The 18,170-nt window shown below is 41.6% G+C and carries 19 protein-coding genes and 1 tRNA gene; 10 read left to right on the forward strand and 10 right to left on the reverse strand.

Translation table 11 applies throughout. The features are described 5' to 3' along the window. The first annotated feature begins 55 nt into the window (after positions 1–55). The 8 genes from flhA (at position 56) to BROSI_RS12545 (ending at position 11,427) form a co-directional block, all read left to right on the forward strand. Entirely contained in the window at positions 56–2,116 is a 2,061-nt protein-coding gene (gene flhA, locus BROSI_RS12505) for a flagellar biosynthesis protein FlhA (RefSeq protein WP_052565819.1), read from the forward strand. 33 nt (positions 2,117–2,149) lie between these two features. Continuing rightward, the gene (locus BROSI_RS12510) at positions 2,150–2,992 is read left to right on the forward strand and encodes a MinD/ParA family protein (RefSeq protein WP_052564131.1); all 843 of its coding nucleotides are present in this window, start codon (positions 2,150–2,152) and stop codon (positions 2,990–2,992) included. A gap of 403 nt (positions 2,993–3,395) precedes the next feature. Further along, positions 3,396–4,160, forward strand: a complete 765-nt coding sequence (locus BROSI_RS12520; RefSeq protein WP_052564134.1) for a sigma-70 family RNA polymerase sigma factor — start codon at positions 3,396–3,398, stop codon at positions 4,158–4,160. Positions 4,161–4,261: 101 nt separating this feature from the next. After that, a complete protein-coding gene (locus BROSI_RS12525) occupies positions 4,262–5,236 on the forward strand; it encodes an HD-GYP domain-containing protein (protein WP_052564136.1) in 975 nt (324 codons plus the stop codon). A 473-nt stretch (positions 5,237–5,709) separates the two neighbouring features. Further along, positions 5,710–7,416 carry an HD family phosphohydrolase gene (locus tag BROSI_RS12530; RefSeq protein ID WP_052564139.1) on the forward strand — a complete coding sequence of 569 codons (1,707 nt, stop codon included), beginning with the start codon at positions 5,710–5,712 and terminating at the stop codon, positions 7,414–7,416. A gap of 72 nt (positions 7,417–7,488) precedes the next feature. After that, positions 7,489–8,415, forward strand: coding sequence for a flagellin (locus BROSI_RS12535; protein ID WP_052564141.1), 927 nt, complete (start codon positions 7,489–7,491; stop codon positions 8,413–8,415). A 183-nt stretch (positions 8,416–8,598) separates the two neighbouring features. Beyond that, on the forward strand, positions 8,599–9,801 hold the full coding sequence (locus BROSI_RS12540) for a tetratricopeptide repeat-containing glycosyltransferase family 2 protein (RefSeq protein WP_052564144.1): 1,203 nt from the start codon (positions 8,599–8,601) through the stop codon (positions 9,799–9,801). A 174-nt stretch (positions 9,802–9,975) separates the two neighbouring features. Then, the gene (locus BROSI_RS12545; protein WP_052564147.1) at positions 9,976–11,427 is read left to right on the forward strand and encodes a glycosyltransferase; all 1,452 of its coding nucleotides are present in this window, start codon (positions 9,976–9,978) and stop codon (positions 11,425–11,427) included. Positions 11,428–11,542: 115 nt separating this feature from the next. Here the strand turns inward: BROSI_RS12545 and cobM are convergent, their stop codons facing one another. Beyond that, positions 11,543–12,274, reverse strand: a complete 732-nt coding sequence (cobM, locus tag BROSI_RS12550) for a precorrin-4 C(11)-methyltransferase (protein WP_052564149.1) — start codon at positions 12,272–12,274, stop codon at positions 11,543–11,545. 6 nt (positions 12,275–12,280) lie between these two features. Next, a complete protein-coding gene (locus BROSI_RS12555) occupies positions 12,281–12,646 on the reverse strand; it encodes a hypothetical protein (protein ID WP_052564152.1) in 366 nt (121 codons plus the stop codon). 197 nt (positions 12,647–12,843) lie between these two features. On the opposite strand from BROSI_RS12555, the gene kdsA reads away from it, so the two are divergent. Both kdsA and BROSI_RS12565 read left to right on the forward strand, forming a co-directional pair. Next, the gene (gene kdsA / locus BROSI_RS12560; protein WP_052564155.1) at positions 12,844–13,662 is read left to right on the forward strand and encodes a 3-deoxy-8-phosphooctulonate synthase; all 819 of its coding nucleotides are present in this window, start codon (positions 12,844–12,846) and stop codon (positions 13,660–13,662) included. A gap of 75 nt (positions 13,663–13,737) precedes the next feature. Then, positions 13,738–13,810, forward strand: a tRNA-Thr gene (locus tag BROSI_RS12565). Between the two features lie 17 nt (positions 13,811–13,827). Here the strand turns inward: BROSI_RS12565 and BROSI_RS12570 are convergent. The 8 genes from BROSI_RS12570 to BROSI_RS12600 all read right to left on the reverse strand — a co-directional run bounded on the left by BROSI_RS12570 (position 13,828) and on the right by BROSI_RS12600 (position 18,154). Continuing rightward, a complete protein-coding gene (locus BROSI_RS12570; RefSeq protein ID WP_052564158.1) occupies positions 13,828–14,883 on the reverse strand; it encodes a tyrosine-type recombinase/integrase in 1,056 nt (351 codons plus the stop codon). Between the two features lie 62 nt (positions 14,884–14,945). Continuing rightward, the gene (locus BROSI_RS12575; protein WP_052564160.1) at positions 14,946–15,164 is read right to left on the reverse strand and encodes a helix-turn-helix transcriptional regulator; all 219 of its coding nucleotides are present in this window, start codon (positions 15,162–15,164) and stop codon (positions 14,946–14,948) included. A 51-nt stretch (positions 15,165–15,215) separates the two neighbouring features. After that, positions 15,216–15,443 (reverse strand): hypothetical protein, encoded by a 228-nt coding sequence (locus BROSI_RS12580; protein WP_052564162.1) that lies wholly within the window; start codon positions 15,441–15,443, stop codon positions 15,216–15,218. A 105-nt stretch (positions 15,444–15,548) separates the two neighbouring features. Then, positions 15,549–15,860 (reverse strand): hypothetical protein, encoded by a 312-nt coding sequence (locus BROSI_RS19925; RefSeq protein WP_157842517.1) that lies wholly within the window; start codon positions 15,858–15,860, stop codon positions 15,549–15,551. Positions 15,861–15,950: 90 nt separating this feature from the next. Next, positions 15,951–16,103, reverse strand: coding sequence for a hypothetical protein (locus tag BROSI_RS19930; protein ID WP_157842518.1), 153 nt, complete (start codon positions 16,101–16,103; stop codon positions 15,951–15,953). A gap of 173 nt (positions 16,104–16,276) precedes the next feature. Continuing rightward, on the reverse strand, positions 16,277–16,777 hold the full coding sequence (locus BROSI_RS12590; protein WP_157842519.1) for a hypothetical protein: 501 nt from the start codon (positions 16,775–16,777) through the stop codon (positions 16,277–16,279). A gap of 200 nt (positions 16,778–16,977) precedes the next feature. Beyond that, entirely contained in the window at positions 16,978–17,508 is a 531-nt protein-coding gene (locus BROSI_RS12595) for a hypothetical protein (RefSeq protein WP_052564168.1), read from the reverse strand. An 88-nt stretch (positions 17,509–17,596) separates the two neighbouring features. Next, the gene (locus tag BROSI_RS12600) at positions 17,597–18,154 is read right to left on the reverse strand and encodes a hypothetical protein (RefSeq protein ID WP_052564170.1); all 558 of its coding nucleotides are present in this window, start codon (positions 18,152–18,154) and stop codon (positions 17,597–17,599) included. Positions 18,155–18,170: the final 16 nt, after the last annotated feature.

Consider the following 18,170-nt stretch of genomic DNA (forward strand, 5'->3'; position numbering starts at 1 on the left):
GGAAACGGCCTCACATTGATGAAAATTGAATATGGCATCCGATAACGAAAATTACATGATTAAAAATTCTTTTGGTAAATTATTTTCACAAGGAGAGATTGCATTAGTCGTAGGGGTGATAGGCATATTTGTGGTGCTTATTATACCGATTCCAACAATTTTTCTTGATTTACTTATAACCGTAAATCTTTCAATTACCCTTTTACTGTTGTTGGTTACTCTCCATGCAAAAGGACCACTGGATTTATCGACGTTTCCTTCCATATTGTTATTTTTAACACTTTTTCGGTTGTCACTCAACGTGGCATCCACCAGGCAAATTTTATTACATGGGTATGGGGGACAAGTAATCGCATCGTTTGGTGAGTTTGTGGTAGGTGGAAATATTGTTATCGGAATGGTGGTCTTTTTAATTATTATTGTTATTCAATTTATCGTAATAACGAAAGGTGCTACGAGAATTTCTGAGGTGGCTGCCAGGTTTACCCTGGATGCAATGCCTGGAAAGCAAATGAGTATTGATGCGGACTTAAATGCCGGCCTTATTACAGAGGATCAAGCCCGCAAACGGAGGGAACTGATTTCCAGGGAGGCGGAATTCCATGGGGCTATGGATGGCGCCAGTAAATTTGTAAGTGGAGATGCCATTGCTGGCATTATCATCGTATTAATTAACATTGTGGGTGGAATTGTTATGGGCATGCGACAAGGGATGCCCGTATCGGAGGCATTGCAGCATTACACGATTTTAACGGTGGGTGACGGCCTTGTATCACAAATCCCGTCTTTCATTATAGCTACTGCTTCTGCCGTCATTATTACCAAAACATCTTCAAGCGAGAATCTGGGCAAGGATCTGAAGGGCCAGCTGTTTAATCAGCCGAATGCAGTGGCCTTTGCGGCGGGAATACTTGCGGTATTTAGTATAATTCCGGGCCTTCCTAAAATGCCTTTCATGATTCTTGCAGGGTTTTTCGGGATGCTATTTCTCGTTCTCAGGAGATCTACCAGGAAATTAGCGACGGAAGAAGTGATGGAAAAAGACGTTAAAAAGGATGTACAAGAGGCACATTCTGAAGAAAGTGTCGAAAAGCTGCTTCACGTAGATCGCATGGGGATAGAAGTGGGATATAAATTAGTCCCTCTTGTTGATCCGCAGAAGAATGGGGGTATCCTGGAAAGAATTAATGCGCTCAGAAGGCAAATGGCCAGAGATATGGGTATGATTGTACCCCCCATTCGGGTAAGAGATAATTTGCAATTAGAATCGAATCAATATGTTATTAAAATACGGGGACAGGATGTTGCAAGGGGGGAATTGTTTCCCGATTGCTATCTTGCTATTGATTCTGGAGCAATTACCAAATCGGTTGAAGGAACGAAAACATTCGATCCTGCTTATGGTTTACCTGCCCTGTGGGTCTTCGAAACAGTAAAGGAAGAGGCAGAGGCTTCAGGATATACGATCGTAGATCCTGTCTCGGTGATGATTACTCATCTCACAGAAATTATAAAGAATCATGCATATGAAATTCTGTGCCGTGAAGACGTGCAGAAACTTATTGAAAATTTGAAGAAGGAGTCACCAGCGGTTGTTGAGGAATTGACGCCAAGCGTAATGCCCCTTGGTAGTGTACAAGAGGTTCTGAAAAATTTATTAAAGGAACAAGTACCAATTCGTGATATGGCAACCATACTTGAAACGATTGCGGATTACGTTCCAGCGACAAAAGATACTGAATTAATAACAGAATATGTGAGACAAAGACTTTCCAGGACAATTTGCCAAAGATACCAGAGTGGGGAAGGTAAAATCGGGGTCATTTCCTTTGATCCTCAACTGGAGCAGACCATTGCCAATTCGATTCATAAGACAGAAAGGGGAAACTTATTGGCCTTGGAGCCGAATATGGCACAAAAGTTGATTGATAAATTAACAGAGGTAGTTAGAGATTCTCTATCATCCGGGTATGAGGTGGTTCTGCTCACATCATCTAATGTAAGAAGTCATATTCGCCGTCTCATTGAAAGTGCATTACCTCATGTAGCGGTATTGTCCTATAAGGAGATATCATCAGGTGTTAAGATTGATTCTCTAGGTATGGTCAAATTATAAATAGCGTAATATTTTGTCGGAGAGTGATACAAAATGACCGCGGGATTTTCTAAAGTAAGGACAATTGCAGTAACGAGCGGTAAAGGTGGGGTAGGGAAGACGAACATTGCTACAAATCTGGCGATGATTTTTCGAAGATACAAAAAAAGAGTTTTATTGGTAGATCTCGATTTAGGGCTTGCAAATATTGATATTTTACTGGGTTTTCACGCTGAGTACACGTTACATGATGTCATTGCTGGTCGCAAGGAAATGAAAGATATTATTCACCATGGTCCCGATGGATTAATGATTGTTCCTGCCAGTTCAGGTGTTGAGGAGCTTACTTATTTAAATGAGATGCAAAAAGATCGGCTTTTTAAAGGATTTAGTGGATTAGATGATGAAGTAGATATTGTTATTGTAGACACTGGTGCGGGGATATCGTCGAATGTATTGAGTTTTGTGCTTGCAGCGAATGAAATATTGTTGGTGACTACACCTGAGCCCACTGCGATAACGGATGCGTATGCTATGATAAAAGTTCTTTCTAAAAAGAGAAAGAATTTAAATATCAGGCTGCTGGTGAATCAATCATGCAGCAAGGAAGAGGCAGAGATAACTGTGAAAAAAATCACATCGGTAACGAGACGGTTTCTGGATGTAAATATAGAATATTTTGGATATTTATTGCGGGATCCGAACGTGCCCATTGCGACCAGGCTTCAAAAATCGTTTGTAAAAGAATATCCTAACACAACAGCAACCAGTTGTCTCAGTAGTATAGCAGCTTCATTTTTAAAAAAAGATGATGGAACACAGGCTTTGGGAATTGAGGGTTATTTTAGACGGATTGCTGATGAAAAATACGTGGATACTCTAAGCCCAAATTCCTGAATGCAAAAATGCTTGTAAACCAATGAAAACGAGCAGTAGGAAGCATAAAAATTCCCCTTAAACCATGGGGATTAACGGAGGGATCTTATGCCTGTGCAACGGAGGTTATTTGGATGGAGAACCTATTAGCCAGTCTTCGTATATATCTCATGGTGATTGTGTTTTTTTCATCGTGTTTTCTAGGGATGATGTCTGGTGTTTCTCTTCCCATCTTAGCTTTGAGAAGTATTGTAATTGTAAGCGCTGTTGGCGTATTAAGTCATTTATTCATTAAATATTTTGTGAGTGTGGCAAAGACTGTTCCGTCTGAAGAGCCTGATCAACCGCATAACTCCGTTCTTCAGAGAGCAGATCATACCATTGATCAAAACAATAAATAAGGTTTATAAAAAGGAAAAAAGAAATGAGCGCGATAAATAAGAATCGGACGAGTTATGCAGGTGAAAATATGGCGAAGCGTGATAAATTAATTACTGACAACCTCTCCCTGGTTAAGTATGTAGTGGGCAAAATTATGGTGTATCTTCCTTCATTTGTGGACAAGGAGGACCTCGTAGAATATGGCATCCTCGGATTGATAGAGGCGGCGGAAAAATACGATTCTAAAAGTAATGCAAAGTTTGGCACATATGCCCTTTCTCGCATTCGTGGTGCAATTTTGGATCACTTGAGATCTCAGGATTGGTTACCACGTTCCATGCGCGATAAGGCAACATTGGTAAGAGATGTGTACATGTCGTTGGAACAGAAACTAAACAGACCGCCGCGTTCGGAAGAGATTGCATCAGTACTGAAAATGAAACCGGCAGAGTGGGATAAATTATTAACGGATATCAGTTTGGGTACGTTCCTTTCGCTGGAAGAATTTTATCAAAAATCAGAAAATGCTGCGGAGGGGAATAGACGTCAGGAAATCAGCGACCCTAAACTCCATGACCCGTTAGGCGATTTAGAGACAAAGGAAGAAAGAGCCTTGCTAGCAAAAGCCATTTCTGAGCTACCCAAAAAAGAAAGATTGGTGATTACTTTATATTATTACGAGGATCTCATGTTGAGGGAAATAAGCGAATTAATGGGCATCTCAGAATCGAGGATATCTCAGCTTCATCATCGCGCCTTATTCTTGCTTCGAGCCAAAATGAGCAAGATTACACTGAATGCGTGTTAAATGGTTATCATTTATTCTGATGGATATATGTCGGATAGTGTTGAACGTATACAGGAAGAACTGTTTTGTGGAAATATAATTGATAGAGAAGCATAAATAAAATGAATACATCAGACGATTATATATCAGTATCCCTGGAAACAATTCGGGTTGGTACAACCGTTGGATGTGATCTTTATCTACAAAACTGTGTTGACGGTGGAACGAAGTATATATTGTATTGCAGTGGAACAAACGCTATTAAACCAGACAAAATTGAAGAGTTGTTACGGAACCGGATAAAAATATTATTTATACGTAAAAAAGATGAAAAAGCATATTTAAAGTATGTTGAATTACGCTTAAAGCACATTATTAACGATGATAAAATACATATTAATGAAAAAGTTCAGGTAGTATATGGCGTTGCTAAAAATATCATGCTGGATATTTTCGAAGACCCACGCTCAGGTGAGCAAGTAGAACGATCTGAGGGTTGGGTATCAAATGCTGTCGAATTTATTCTGTCAAATAAAGCCTCTTTGCCAAACATGATGAGTATGATTTCTTATGATTATTATACTTATACACACTCAGTAAATGTGTCTGTATTAGGACTGTTATTCTCAAAATATTTAGGTTTTAAATATGAAGAAATGCATGCGATTGGGACTGGATTGTTGTTACACGATATAGGAAAAACCCAGATTGAGTCTGCAATAATTAATAAAAAAGAAAGACTGAACGAAAAAGAATTTGCGGCCATAAAAATGCACGTTGAATTTGGCGTTAATATACTCATGCAAACCCGTGGTATTGATAGCACCTCCATCATTCCTGTCATGCAGCATCATGAAAAACAGAATGGGAAGGGTTATCCAAAAGGATTAAAAGGTAATGATATTCATAAATATGGCAAGATAGCCAGCATTATTGATGTATACGATGCTTTAACGACAAGGAGGTCTTATGCTGATGCAAGAAGCCCATTTTCAGCATTGCAAATTATGCAAGATGAGATGAAAGGAAGTTTTGACGATAACTTTTTCAGAGATTTTATATTGTTTCTTGGTTCACAAGGTGAAAAGGAACCTTAGGAATATTAGCGCTTGCCGAAAAAAATAGGATTTATGATTACCGTTATGCCATTCTGTGGATGATACTATCACAGGATTTGGTCCTACCTGTTGCCACATCTGTTTGTATATTAATGTACTAATGAGATAGAAACCTATTTTTCTCATTTTGTCCATTGATACCTCCTGGTTCCTTTTTTAGGCCTTTTACCGTGAATGGTAAAACTTCTTCAAGGGTGAATGCTGCTAAAAACGTGGTATATTTTTTCTCCAGGTATCGGAAAAATTTACATACCTTATGATGGTTGTTTAATAATGTAACCTTTCACCATACCTTCATATGTAATTTTATATAATTATAACTTCCTATTACATAAATAGTTAACGTTGGATTTGTCTGGCAATTGTTTTTAAAATTGTTTGGCACATACATTGCTTGAGCTAAGTATCAGAAACTAAATAATTAATTTAGGTATCATTATGAGGATGGCAATATGACAACAAGCACAGTCGACACGTCGGTTCTGAAAGATATGCAAACAGTGAACGACACATTGCATGATATTAAATGTCTTTCCAAACTATATCATATGCTTCATCATCCCCGGAGTTCAGATATACTGTCGAATGATTTCTGCTATAGTCATAAAGAGCTAAACCTGAGAGAAATTGGACATGCGCTCATTTCCGTGCTTGATATGGAGAGGCTATTTCCACTTGTTAATAATCTTACCGTTTGCGGGACTGGTAGTTTGTCAGGGATTGTAGTATTAATTACTGGAGATGAAGCGCAATTGCTGGCTTCAATGGGCCTGTCGAGCAGTGTGGCAAACGGCACAACATTCAAAGCGAATGATGGTGCAATTGGTCAGGTTGTAAAATCCGGGGAATCGATAATTATCAACGATATCGAAAAAGATGAGCGTTTTAATAAACAGCAAGCTATATGGTATCATGGGAAGACAATGCTTTGTGTGCCTGTAAAGGTACAAGGCCGGGTTATAGGGGTGATCGGCGTGGCGAATAAAAAGTTGGGAGAAAATTATACTGATTATGATGTGCGATTTTTAGAAACCATTGCGGCATATACCTCGATTGCCATAAAAGATTCAGATTTGTACGCGAAAATAAAAAATTCTAATAAATTAGATCAACTTGCATCGACTTATCATGATAAAAATAATACATATTTGCCTGTGACATGGAGAAGTATAAAAACGGGGGCTTTTGCGGAATCCGACCTGTATTTACAAACTGTAGTAAATAATGAGATTAAATATCTGTTGTATTGTAAGGGTAATACACTGTTTGATGACGAACGGAAAGAATCTTTTATTAAAAAGAATATTCGTAAAATCTATGTTGCAAAAAATGGCAACGTACAATATCTGCGATATATGGAATCAAATCTTGAGCAAATTGTTCATGATGAAATGTCTGCGATTCACGAGAGAATTCGGGTCGTTTATGACGTTGCAATAAACTTGTTGGCAGATGTTACGAGGGGTTCCAATATCTTTGTTAACATAGAGAGGGCCAGGGATTGGGTGACAGTCGTACTGGATTTCATACTGCGGGACAGGGAGGTTTATTCACATCTCAGGAATGTAATGATAAATGATGGAAATGTCTTTAACCATTCTGTAAATATAACTGTAATTGGTTTACTGTTTGGATATTATCTGGGTATTTCTGCCAATGATCTTTTGGTTTTGGGTACAGGTTTGCTCCTTCACGATATTGGTAAAATCAGGATGGATCCTTATATAATAAAAAATGATTTTGAAAAGTTAACAAAGGAAGAAAGAGAACTATTGCGAAAACACGCAGATTTGGGTTTTATTTTCTTGTCGAACAGTGGGAATTTAACCAGGGAAGCCTGTCTGATCGCTAAGCAACATCACGAGCAATATAACGGGAAGGGATATCCAGAAGGTTTAAGAGGGGAAGAGATACATTATTATAGCCGCATAGCACGTATACTGGACGAGTTTGAAACGAGCATATCGAAAACGACAGAAAATAGTGTGAACCCTGCATTCCAGGTGTTACAGGTTATGGTTAAAGAAATGGATGGCAGCTTCGACAAAGATATATTAAAGAAGTTTATTGATTTTATGCACGTTAGTAACTATGAAGAGTCTGTTGAAACCTGGAATAGTAACGTAACCGAATTCGTAGGGTGTGATATTCAGGAATAACAACAGACGTCCATGTTATTTCTTATAGTAGATAATTTATTTAAATAAATCAATAGCAAGGAGGTTTTCGGTATGAGTACAAGAATAAACACTAATATTGGTGCTTTAAACGCTCTGAAATCGTTGAATGATATTACGAATCGAATGTCCGTAGCTCAATTACGCCTGGCGACGGGCAAAAGGATCAATACTGCTGCGGACGATGCTGCCGGTTACTCGATTGCAAAAAAATTTAATGTTCGCGCACAAGGTCTTGGCCAGGCGTTAAACAACATTGGATCGGCCAAAAACCTGTTATCTGTTGCAGAAGGCCATTTGAACAATATAGTAGATATCCTGACACAGATGAAGACAAAGGCGACCCAGGCAGCTGATGACTCGCTTGGTACGTCAGAGCGTACGGCAATCAAAGCAGAACTCGCTGCATTGGCAACACAAGTTAGCCTTGAAGTTACACAGGCCACATGGAACTCCAAAGCAATATTCAGCGGTACCGGTTCGAGCAATGCCACTGCCGGCAATGTTCTGTTCAGGTTCCAAATCGGGGCGGGAAACAGCACCACCAATGATTTGCTGCAGTTTAATCTGCTGAAAACTGGAAATGTCAGCTTAGAGAGTGGAAATACCGGTTTTAAGGCTACCCAGATGAGGCTTGATTCTAGTGGTGGCACACGGCTCAGTGGTAACACCCTTGCAGGTTCATTATTAGGCTCATCTGCATCTGCTCAGGCGTTAATGGGTAGAATAGATAGCGCTGTCGCTGATGTATCAGAGGCATTGAGCTATATTGGGTCTGTTGTGAACAGACTTACCTATCAGGAAACAAGCTTAACGGTGGCAAAGACAAATACTGAGGCAGCAAGGAGCAGAATTGAGGATGCCGATATGGCATATGAGCAGTTAGAGGCTACGAAGTTGCAGATATTACAGCAGACGGCTAGTGCAATGCTTGCCCAGGCAAATACAGGACCTCAAGCCATCCTGAGTCTCTTTAAATAAAGAATGTTCAGCTCAATCTATGGATAATTGATATAACGTATAAATATCTATTTTGGCTCGAGTGACGGCTGACTACAGAATAAACTAAGGTAATATAGACACTATAAGTATTCCTGTGATGACCGTTTTACTCGGTTGAAACGGCATCTTTCTTTCATCGTAATATTTGAAAACAGGAATCACATGACACAGCTTTCTGCCTGCCTTATTGTCAAAAACGAAGCCCTGTTTCTGTCCCACTGTATCGAAAGTATCCGTTCATTTGTGGATGAAATTATTGTTGTGGATACAGGTTCGGATGATGATACCGTGGAGATAGCCTGCAGACATGGCGCACAGGTGTATCACTTTGCCTGGATAGATGACTTTTCCACTGCACGCAATGAATCACTTTGCCATGCCAAAGGTGATTGGATACTTTATATTGATGCTGATGAGACCGTCGATGCCATAAATGCAGCTAAGATTCGGCAGGTAACTACACGTAAAGATATCACAGCGGTCACCGTACGCCAGTGCATTCCCCAGCAATCCGGCAACATTGCTAACGCCTTTTATAGCGAATATTGTCGTCTCTTTCGCCGTCATCCTGCCATACGGTTTGAGGGTAAAATACACGAGCAGATTCTCCCTTCCATAGAGCGGCTAGGTGGCAAGGTGTTATGCACTGACATTGTAATTCATCATTGGGCGTATGCTGCCAGTGAAGAAAAAAAACAGCGTCGTGCAGAGCGAAACCTCCGCTACCTATTAACTGAATTGGATAGGAATCAGGATGACCCATTTTTGTACTTTAACCTGGGGATGACCTACCGGGAGCTTGGGCGACGGTATGCAGCGATTCATTCATTTCATTATGCACTTAACAAGGATGATGGCTGCATCAAACGCGAACTCTTAGGTCAGACTCACTTAAACCTAGCCAAACTGTATCTTGAATCAGGGGACAAGACAAGTGCTGCACATCATGCACAGATGGTTGCCACTTTTGATCCTGCGAATCCACTACCTGATTATATGCTTGCAACACTAGCTATCGAAAAAGGACGGTACAAAAAGGCTATTTTTCATCTCGAGAAAGCATTAAGGATAGCAAAAGGTGAAACAGGTGTGTTTTCAAACGTCGAATTAAACCTTGCTCAAATCTATTTGGAACTCGGCAGTTGTAGATGTGCAGCGGGCGATTTCGTAAATGCAGAACATGACTTCGTCCGCTCTATGAATCTTGGCCCTGCCGTTGCCTTACCTTGCCTATTGCTTGGGAACTGTCGTTTCCTGCGTGGAGATCTGGCAGGGGCCAGCGAGATGTTCAAACGAGCCCTGTCTCTGAATCCATTACTGGAAGGCGCCCGTCATGGCCTTTCATTGTGTCATCCTCATGAATAGCAGATAAATTTGCAATTTACAACCAGAACGAGACGGAACAGGTAGTGTGCATTTATGTTGCTTTCATGCGAAATGTAGTAGGGGAGGGGTTACCCCGCCCTTACACAAGGGTCGATACTGAATTATTTTTACTGAAAAATGGTAAAATTGTTTTATTAGGTACTCAAACATTTTATGGAACAAAAGGTGTTCGCTGAAAAATACCTGCGACAGGGAATTGAATTTGCCAGACAAGGCATGTTGCATCAGGCTCTGGCACTTTTTGAAAAGATTCTAACTGTTTATCCTGAAGATTCCCAGGCACTTTTTAACACTGCTGTAGTTCTCGATCAACTGGGACAGCGGGAAGATGCATTGACTTTGTTACACCGGAGTATCGATGCTGATCCAGCGTTTGCTAATCCGCACTATTACCTGGGTAGCTTGTATCTGCAGGCTCAACGCTATTCTGAAGCATATTATGCATTCCGCGATGCAATTGCCCGCGATGTAGAATTTGCTCCTGCTTACGAGGGGATACGGATAGCATCATCTGCAATGGGTCAATTTGCGATGACTGACGAGGCAGACATTGTTTTTTATACCGGCGGTCACCAGTTTCACGGGAGGACAATAGATGAAAAAGGGCTTGGGGGAAGTGAAAGTGCCCTTATCTATATAGCTCGTTCTTTGGCTGCAAGTGGGAATCGGGTTCGTGTTTTTTGTAATTGTGATCAACCCGGGGAATATGATGGCGTACGTTATGATGATCTCGTCGACTTTCATATCTATCGTAATCAGTATACGTTGCCAGTAATTATTTCGTCGCGTTCTTTACGTCCGTTCAAGTTGTCAATGCAGTCACAGGTACGCATTCTCTGGATACACGATGCTGTTAATGTCCCTTTTTTGAAAGGCGAAGCACCAGCCCGCATGCAGATGGACCGTATCTTTGCCATTAGTCGTTGGCAGAGGGATGAATGGTCACGTTATTTTGGTATGCCTATTGAACGTTTTTTTATAACACGCAATGGCGTGGATTTAACAATGTTTAAGCCTGGTGAAAAAAGGATTCGTCATCGCCTTATTTATCTCAGCCGTCCGGACCGCGGTCTCGGCGTGTTGTTGGAACTGTTTCCGCACATCCGGCAGAGAGTTCCGGATGCTGAATTGCATATTTATTCTTATCAGCTGCCGGGAGACAAATTGGATGATCTCATGTTCCAGAAAACACAACAGGCAGGAGTGTACTTGCACGGAAGCTTGCCAAAATCAGGCTTGGCTGCAGAGATGGCCCTCGCCCGTCTGATGGTTTATCCCAGTACTTGGCCAGAAACATCTTGCATTGCCGCCATTGAAGCCCAGGCATCTGGAACGCCAGTTGTTGCGAGTACTCCGGCAGCTTTATCCGAAACAGTACACGATGGGGTAAGTGGGTGCCTTATTCCTGGGGATCCACGTACCGCTGAATTTGGACGTCGTTTTATCGAAACAGTAGTTGCTCTTATGAACGATGATGGTGTGTGGCAAAAGTTAAGTCTGGGTGCTCGCAATCGCAGTGAATTACTCTACGATTGGAATAGTATTGCTAAAGACTGGACGGCAGAATTGGAGAGGCTGATAGACATGAAGAAGCGTGGTTTATAATATTTCAGATTGTATAACGGATCAGGCGTAAAAAAGAAAATACCATGCAAGGGAGGGACAAAAGTGATGTTACCTTTCTTGTGAAATGGAAGCCAACAAACCCCAGGATAATATATTATTTCCTCCCTTGACTATATAATACAGACCTTTCAGAATTTTTTCTTAACATCCACCCTACAATAATGAGTGCCGACTTCTTGATTGCTTCCTGCCGGACCTTTTCGGTGATGTCTGATAGTGTTGTGCAAACGATTTTTTGGTCAGGCCATGTTGCTTTATAGACAACAGCTACCGGGCAGTCATTGCCATAGTGGGGCAGGAGTATCTTTACGATGTCTTCTATCTTATCAATACTCAGGAAAATACACAGGGTAGGGGTAGCCGCAGCGAGGACGCTCAGATGTTCCTTCGCGGGCATGGGGGTTTTTCCTTCCATGCGGGTAATTACAATGGTTTGTGTAACTCCCGGAAGTGTTAGTTCTTGTCTCAGAACTGCTGCTGCAGCCGCAAAGGAACTGACACCAGGAATAATTTCATAGGCAATTTCAAGCTCATTAAGGACATGCATCTGTTCTTGTATTGCACCATAAATGGAAGGGTCTCCCGAGTGTATCCTTGCAACATCCATATTTTTCTCCAATGCTTCCTTGTAGATAACCGCCATTTCTTCCAGACTCAGATTGGAGGAGTCGTATATCTTCGCGTGGGGTGGAAGAGACTTCAGTAATTCGGTATTCACCAGAGACCCCGCATAAATACAGTATCCTGAACGTTGTATGGCCTTCATTCCCTTGATCGTTATTAATTCTGGGTCGCCCGGCCCTGCACCGATAAAATATACTTTCATACGTTTTTAGTTCCCATCCTTCCAGTGTATGGCATTAACAATAACCTTTTTTGATTCTTCTCCCACGATCTTGAAAACGCTATCTTTTATTAAATATGTTGAAGCCTCTTTACTGCCGGTCCTTACCGTAACGACCCAGCACCCTGCGTCCCTGCTCACAGACTCAATTCTCCCTTTCTTTACGCTTATGCTGACATTTAATACGGATTCCTCCTCTCCGCCTGATATTTCCCGGACACCTTCTACAGCAAAGACGGTAGGTAAGCCGGTTTTTAGTCTTATTAAAGGAGCTTCGTAGTCAAAAAATTGTCCAAATGCGGTCAAAGATATACAGCATAATGCAAAAACACATACCAGTATCTTGCTTTTCATTTGCCACCCTCTTATTTTTACTAGGAATTAAATACGAAAAAACAAATATCTGAAAATCTAAAAGGCTATTTTACACGCAGAATGAAGAGGTAGCAACCCCTTTTTGGTTATCGTTCTATTTATATTCTGTTGACACCTGTAAAATTGTTATTTATATTTATCGTAATTGCATTTCCTGGTATTTTTTCTATTGTAAAATGATTAAGATGATAAATGTCAGAAATTTTTCAATAGGCCGGGGGCAACCCTTGGTCTTCATTGCAGGCCCGTGCGTCATTGAGAGCCATGAAAGTTGCCTGAAATTGGCAGAAAAATTAAAAAATATTTTCCAGGCAAAAAAGATACCCTTTATCTTTAAGGCTTCGTATGATAAGGCGAACCGAACATCCATTAATTCATACCGGGGGCCTGGCACGAAGGAAGGTATAAAGATTTTAGCTGATATTAAGAACCGGCTTGATCTACCGATACTTTCTGACGTCCATGCTGCGGAAGAGGTCTCATTCGTAGCAGAAACACTTGATGTTATACAAATCCCAGCCTTCCTTTGCCGTCAAACAGATCTAATCCTTGCCGCGGCAAGGACAGGGAAGCCGGTTAATGTGAAAAAGGGACAGTTTTTGGCTCCGTGGGACATGAAGTCTGTTGTTGAAAAAATACGAAGTACAGGGAATGAACAGATTGTATTGACCGAACGAGGGACTAGCTTTGGTTATAATAATCTGGTTAGCGATATGCGGTCTTTGGTTATTATGCGGGCGTTAGGTTATCCTGTGGTCTACGATGCTACGCACAGTGTCCAATTGCCAGGCGGTCAGGGATCCGTTTCCGGGGGTGAAAGAAAGATGATTGCGCCGCTTGCCAGAGCAGCTGTTGCTGCGGGCTGTGACGGTTTGTTTTTAGAGGTACATGAAACTCCTGAAACGGCACTTTCAGACGCCGCGACCATATTGTCTCTTAACGATTTGCCTTTTTTGATTGAACAGGTATTGGAGATTCACAGGATTGTTGGGTGAACAGTTCCAAATAATTTATTGTAAATAAAAAAGATTTCGTATAATATATTTTTGTTTTATGATACTGTATCTTAAGCCCGCGTAGCTCAACTGGCGGAGCACGTCATTCGTAATGATGAGGTTGTCGGTTCGACTCCGATCGCGGGCTTTTATTTTACAAGGGTTTCAAGCCGTTGATACATTTCTGTTACCCCCAACTGTAGTCAAATTGTAGTCAACTTTTTCCAGAACCTCAATTCCTTCCCTTAAAGACTCCGGGCAATGATGTGCATAACGCTGTGTCATGTGAATGTCACAATGCCCCAACAACTTTGATATTTTATAAAGGTCAATCCCTCTTTGCGCAAGCCGGGTGGCGAAAGTATGCCTTAAGTCATGGAAATGAAAGTTTTGTATGCCAGCCTTTTCCCTGGCAATGTCAAACGTCCTGATAAGGTTTCTGCGGTCGATCTTGGTCATTGCATTACTTGAAAAAACAAAATCGCTTTTCAGGTTCCTGACCTTCGCCTTTTCCATTAAAATATTTAGGGCAATCTGGTTTAAGGGAATTGTCCTCGGTTTACCGTTCTTGGTCTCCTGGATAATTATTGTCTTGCGAAAAAGGTCAACCCTGTCCCAGGTAAGCGAAAGTAATTCGTCTTGTCGTAATCCAGTATGAAGGTCAAAGATAATTATATCCCTAAGCCATTGTGGAGAATTTTCAAGCAGCCTCTTTTCCTCATCTCCTGATAACCAGCGGTCTCTTTGATTGTTTTCTCTCTCTTTTGGTATCTTCAAACAAGGATTTTCCTTAATCCATTCCCATTGTTTTACCGCCAGACTGAAGGCTTTTTGAAGCATTGCCAGTTCCTTGTTTATTGTTGCTGGTTTCTTGCCCTGAGTTTTCCTTGATACCTTGTACTCGTTTATTATTTTTGGTGTTATCGCTGTCAATCTTGAATCACCAAAGAACGATAAAAGATGTTTTGCAGATGTTGTATAACTCTTTTGCATATTCCGGGAAACCTTTGGCGCATGTTCCTTCATAAACCGTTCCATCATTTCCCTAAAGGTCTTATTCTCCCCCTCATGCCGGTCAAAATACTTGCCCTCAATCAACTCGATTCGTAGCCTGGCTTCAATAGACACGGCCAGATTCTTGTTGTCCGTTTCAAGACTCCGCTGAATCTTCTTGCCCCGATACCGGATGCACGCCCACCATATCCCGTCACGTTTAAACATTCACGCCCCCTTTCCCGTGACCGGAAGGTGTCCTTTGGACTGTGTCTAAAATTATATATGCTTTAGCATACATCGGCAATAACCTTTTTAATGATTTTTTTATCATGGCCAGTATCACGCTTTAAAGACGCCATGAAATTATCAATATCATTCAGATCAAACAGGACACGCCTCCCAAGTTTAATGGAAGGAATACGCCCTAAGCTTGCCCATTCGTAAAGCGTTTTAACGGGCAAAGACGTATATTCAGAAACTTCTTTAATATTTGCGTACCGTTTCATTGTTTTCCTGCAATGTTTATAAGTTTAAGTTCGACCGATTCACTATCTATCCTACAAACGATAAGTTTTCAGCCTTGTGCCGTCACAACCAAAAGCGGTGACCCGTCCCATTCCATAATTTGCGATGATGTATCCTTTCGCCGGTGAACCCTCCAGGACAAATAACGATACCCGGTAAGACTTATCACCGTAACTATCCAGTGAAGTTTCCAACCATTTGCGCCCCTCATCCCACCTTTTTGCAATCAATTTCTTTGCCTGTTCAATTAACTGTTCCATATTACCCCTGAAAAATATCAAAAATAAGTAGAATTTAGCGTTTTGATTACCTTCATTGACCTAGACTACGTTGAAGACATCCTGAAACGTTTTTAGAAGGCGAAACTATACGATTGTGGCATGCCTTTTAGAAAATTTAAACCGTTCCAAGTGTGAAGTTACGCCCGCCTTTATTTTAGGATTACGTCCAAGTCTGTACGGATGCAAATAACAAAGACGGTCTTCAAAAAGTAGTTTCCCTGTGCATTTTTTAATTTCTTGCTTGGTTTCTACACAGTCAAGACAATGGGCTTTGATACGCCTCAATGGTGTTAAAGACTGGTTGTTCAATTTGCAAATCTGGCTGTCGCATGAAAAGCTTCTTACGCTACCCATGCACCAACGGCATTCGAGTTTTATTGCTATTGCTGGTGTCATTTTTGTGTCTCCGATAAAAATTAAAGAATCCTTGTTAAACCAAAAATTCTGATATAATCCGCAAAAGCTCAAAGGCTGCAATCCACAAAACTATATCCTGGTAGTAATACATTCTCCGCCCTCCCGCTCTTCAATCTGTTTTTTCAGGTCATGTGCCTGTCTCAACAACATTCGGAATTTCATCAATGCGTGAAAATACTTTAACCACAAATTCATTTCTGTCTCATATTGTTCTTTGGTCATCGTTTTTACCCTCCGTTCCAATTATTCGTTTGACATGAGAATCATGCCATTCGACCACTTGGTCGAAATTAAATCTATAACCCCGGCTAGTTCTCTCATATGGTAAACCCAACTGAATCCAGTCCTCAATTAAGTATCTGCTGACTCCCATTTTTTCCGATAGCTCGCTCAGGTCAATTTTTTTTGCCATTTACACCCTCCGGTCGATTAAGATTGTTTGATAAATTTTCCAACGCCTGGCGTAATTCTTTGCCCAAAATTTCATGCACCCTGGTTTTATCAATCCTACCCGCTGCGTTGATTTCGCCGGCTAAAAGGTCAGATATCCGATTTGGAATGATTAGCAAACCATCCCTGATCTGCCTTGCCTTTAAAAAGGCCGCATCTTTGACGTCCTTCGCCGGTACAAGCTCACCATTTTTTTCCTTAAATTCCAGTTCAGCCAACAATGCCCGGAAGTGCTCTTTCATCGCTCTTGCTTTCGTAAGGCCTTCCGTGTCGCTGCTCTCAGTTTTTAAAAATTTCTCCTGATGCCACTTGATAACCTCGGCCAAAACAAAAAGCTTACCTTTTGCGGTTTGCTCATGCGGACACCCCCGGTTTATCCAATTGGTAAGAGTGGTTTTGCTGATCGAAAAAGCCTTACAAACTTCATTTGATGTTAATTTTCCCATGTTTATAACAACCCCCGAAATTTTTTCTGACACTACGCAAATTCTGCGGTGCTCTGCCCCCCGCACAAAAACGCTTCTGGAAGTACCTTAACCTTTGCCCCGCAACAACTTACAACACGCTTCCTTTTTCATGTGAAGTAATGGCTGCCCGCTATGAAACAGTGACCGGGAGAACGGGCAGCCATGGAGGTCTCCCGGTTTTATCTTGCGACTGACCCCCGATGAATCTTTGCCCGACCTTCCCTTTGCGCCTTCATGAAGGAAGCATAACTATTGAATGACGTGAATTCTCTTTGCAATGCTGAATCATTTTGCCAGCTATGCAGAATTTCTTCCTCAAAACTCATGGTCGGTTTCTGTGGTTCCGGTTCCCTGATCTCGGTTTGTGGATAGCTCCGGGTGAATGGGATCCCCGACTTTAACTTTGCAAGGGCGTTCATCGCCTCTTGCTGTGTTGCTGTGATCGTTGGAGCTTCGGCCTTGCTTGGTGTCTGTGCTTCAGCTAATTGGGTTTTAGGACGTTCACCCTTGCAACCACCGCTAATAAACTGGAGTGTTTCCCAGCGCTTCTTGTTCCAAGGCTGCTCGGCAATATCAGCTTCCGTTTTGCCCTCAAATTTTCTTTCAAGATAAGACTTTATCTTTGATAAAGGTTCATGATTCCCAGGATCATCCGGGCAATAATGTTGAAAACCATCCAAACCAACTGGACATTTTTTCGTGTTTTCCATAACTATCCTTTCGTAAAAAATGTTTAAGAAAGGCATGGGGCGCTATCACGGAACACCCCATGCCAGGAATCGGCCTGGAGGTAGCCGATTAATCGTTCAAACTGTATTCCTCACGCAACTCCCCTTGAATTTGCTGGGTTTCACCGCTGCTGGGATTCGGAAACAGGCAATCCAAGATAAATTGTCGTGTCCGTCCGATCTGACAGCCGATTGCAACTATGGTTCTTATGGTCTCCCTGACCCCACCGGTAATTTTGCTCTCGAATTGCAAAGAAATTTGTTCCCAGCATTGACGTTGCAAAAGGTCAAGTTCTGTGTATCTTTTAGGCAAATCAGTTTCCAGCGCCTTAACTTGCCTGGTTAGTGCATCATGTATTACCCGGCCATCTGCAAGGGATTTCTCGGCCTTTTCGAGCTTTTCACCAGCCTCTTGAAATTCCAGCTCAGTACATTCACCCAGGACAAATTTATCTGCAATCTTCTCACGCTCATGCCTAACCGATTCGCAAGCCCGCTCCAGCTTGGGGAGGCCTTCCCTGGCATCGTCCAGCCGTTTGATTAGCTCTCGTTGTTTTCTTAATGACTGTTCAATCTCCCCCTGTGCCGACCTATACGCTCCTACCGCAACCTCAATATTATTTCTCATTTTTTAAACCCTCCAA

The organism is Candidatus Brocadia sinica JPN1 (genome assembly GCF_000949635.1).
GTDB classification, from domain to species: domain Bacteria; phylum Planctomycetota; class Brocadiia; order Brocadiales; family Brocadiaceae; genus Brocadia; species Brocadia sinica.

Excerpts from the sequence above, each read along its gene's own strand:
- BROSI_RS12600 (WP_052564170.1), bottom strand. The coding sequence starts at position 18,154 with ATGAGAAATAATATTGAGGTTGCGGTAGGAGCGTATAGGTCGGCACAG.
- BROSI_RS19930 (WP_157842518.1), bottom strand. The coding sequence starts at position 16,103 with ATGACCAAAGAACAATATGAGACAGAAATGAATTTGTGGTTAAAGTAT.
- BROSI_RS12540 (WP_052564144.1), top strand. The coding sequence starts at position 8,599 with ATGACACAGCTTTCTGCCTGCCTTATTGTCAAAAACGAAGCCCTGTTT.
- BROSI_RS19925 (WP_157842517.1), bottom strand. The coding sequence starts at position 15,860 with ATGACACCAGCAATAGCAATAAAACTCGAATGCCGTTGGTGCATGGGT.
- BROSI_RS12535 (WP_052564141.1), top strand. The coding sequence starts at position 7,489 with ATGAGTACAAGAATAAACACTAATATTGGTGCTTTAAACGCTCTGAAA.
- BROSI_RS12580 (WP_052564162.1), bottom strand. The coding sequence starts at position 15,443 with ATGGAACAGTTAATTGAACAGGCAAAGAAATTGATTGCAAAAAGGTGG.
- BROSI_RS12545 (WP_052564147.1), top strand. The coding sequence starts at position 9,976 with ATGGAACAAAAGGTGTTCGCTGAAAAATACCTGCGACAGGGAATTGAA.
- kdsA (WP_052564155.1), top strand. The coding sequence starts at position 12,844 with ATGATTAAGATGATAAATGTCAGAAATTTTTCAATAGGCCGGGGGCAA.
- BROSI_RS12590 (WP_157842519.1), bottom strand. The coding sequence starts at position 16,777 with ATGGGAAAATTAACATCAAATGAAGTTTGTAAGGCTTTTTCGATCAGC.
- BROSI_RS12570 (WP_052564158.1), bottom strand. The coding sequence starts at position 14,883 with ATGTTTAAACGTGACGGGATATGGTGGGCGTGCATCCGGTATCGGGGC.
- BROSI_RS12575 (WP_052564160.1), bottom strand. The coding sequence starts at position 15,164 with ATGAAACGGTACGCAAATATTAAAGAAGTTTCTGAATATACGTCTTTG.
- BROSI_RS12525 (WP_052564136.1), top strand. The coding sequence starts at position 4,262 with ATGAATACATCAGACGATTATATATCAGTATCCCTGGAAACAATTCGG.
- cobM (WP_052564149.1), bottom strand. The coding sequence starts at position 12,274 with ATGAAAGTATATTTTATCGGTGCAGGGCCGGGCGACCCAGAATTAATA.
- flhA (WP_052565819.1), top strand. The coding sequence starts at position 56 with ATGATTAAAAATTCTTTTGGTAAATTATTTTCACAAGGAGAGATTGCA.
- BROSI_RS12520 (WP_052564134.1), top strand. The coding sequence starts at position 3,396 with ATGAGCGCGATAAATAAGAATCGGACGAGTTATGCAGGTGAAAATATG.
- BROSI_RS12510 (WP_052564131.1), top strand. The coding sequence starts at position 2,150 with ATGACCGCGGGATTTTCTAAAGTAAGGACAATTGCAGTAACGAGCGGT.
- BROSI_RS12555 (WP_052564152.1), bottom strand. The coding sequence starts at position 12,646 with ATGAAAAGCAAGATACTGGTATGTGTTTTTGCATTATGCTGTATATCT.
- BROSI_RS12530 (WP_052564139.1), top strand. The coding sequence starts at position 5,710 with ATGACAACAAGCACAGTCGACACGTCGGTTCTGAAAGATATGCAAACA.
- BROSI_RS12595 (WP_052564168.1), bottom strand. The coding sequence starts at position 17,508 with ATGGAAAACACGAAAAAATGTCCAGTTGGTTTGGATGGTTTTCAACAT.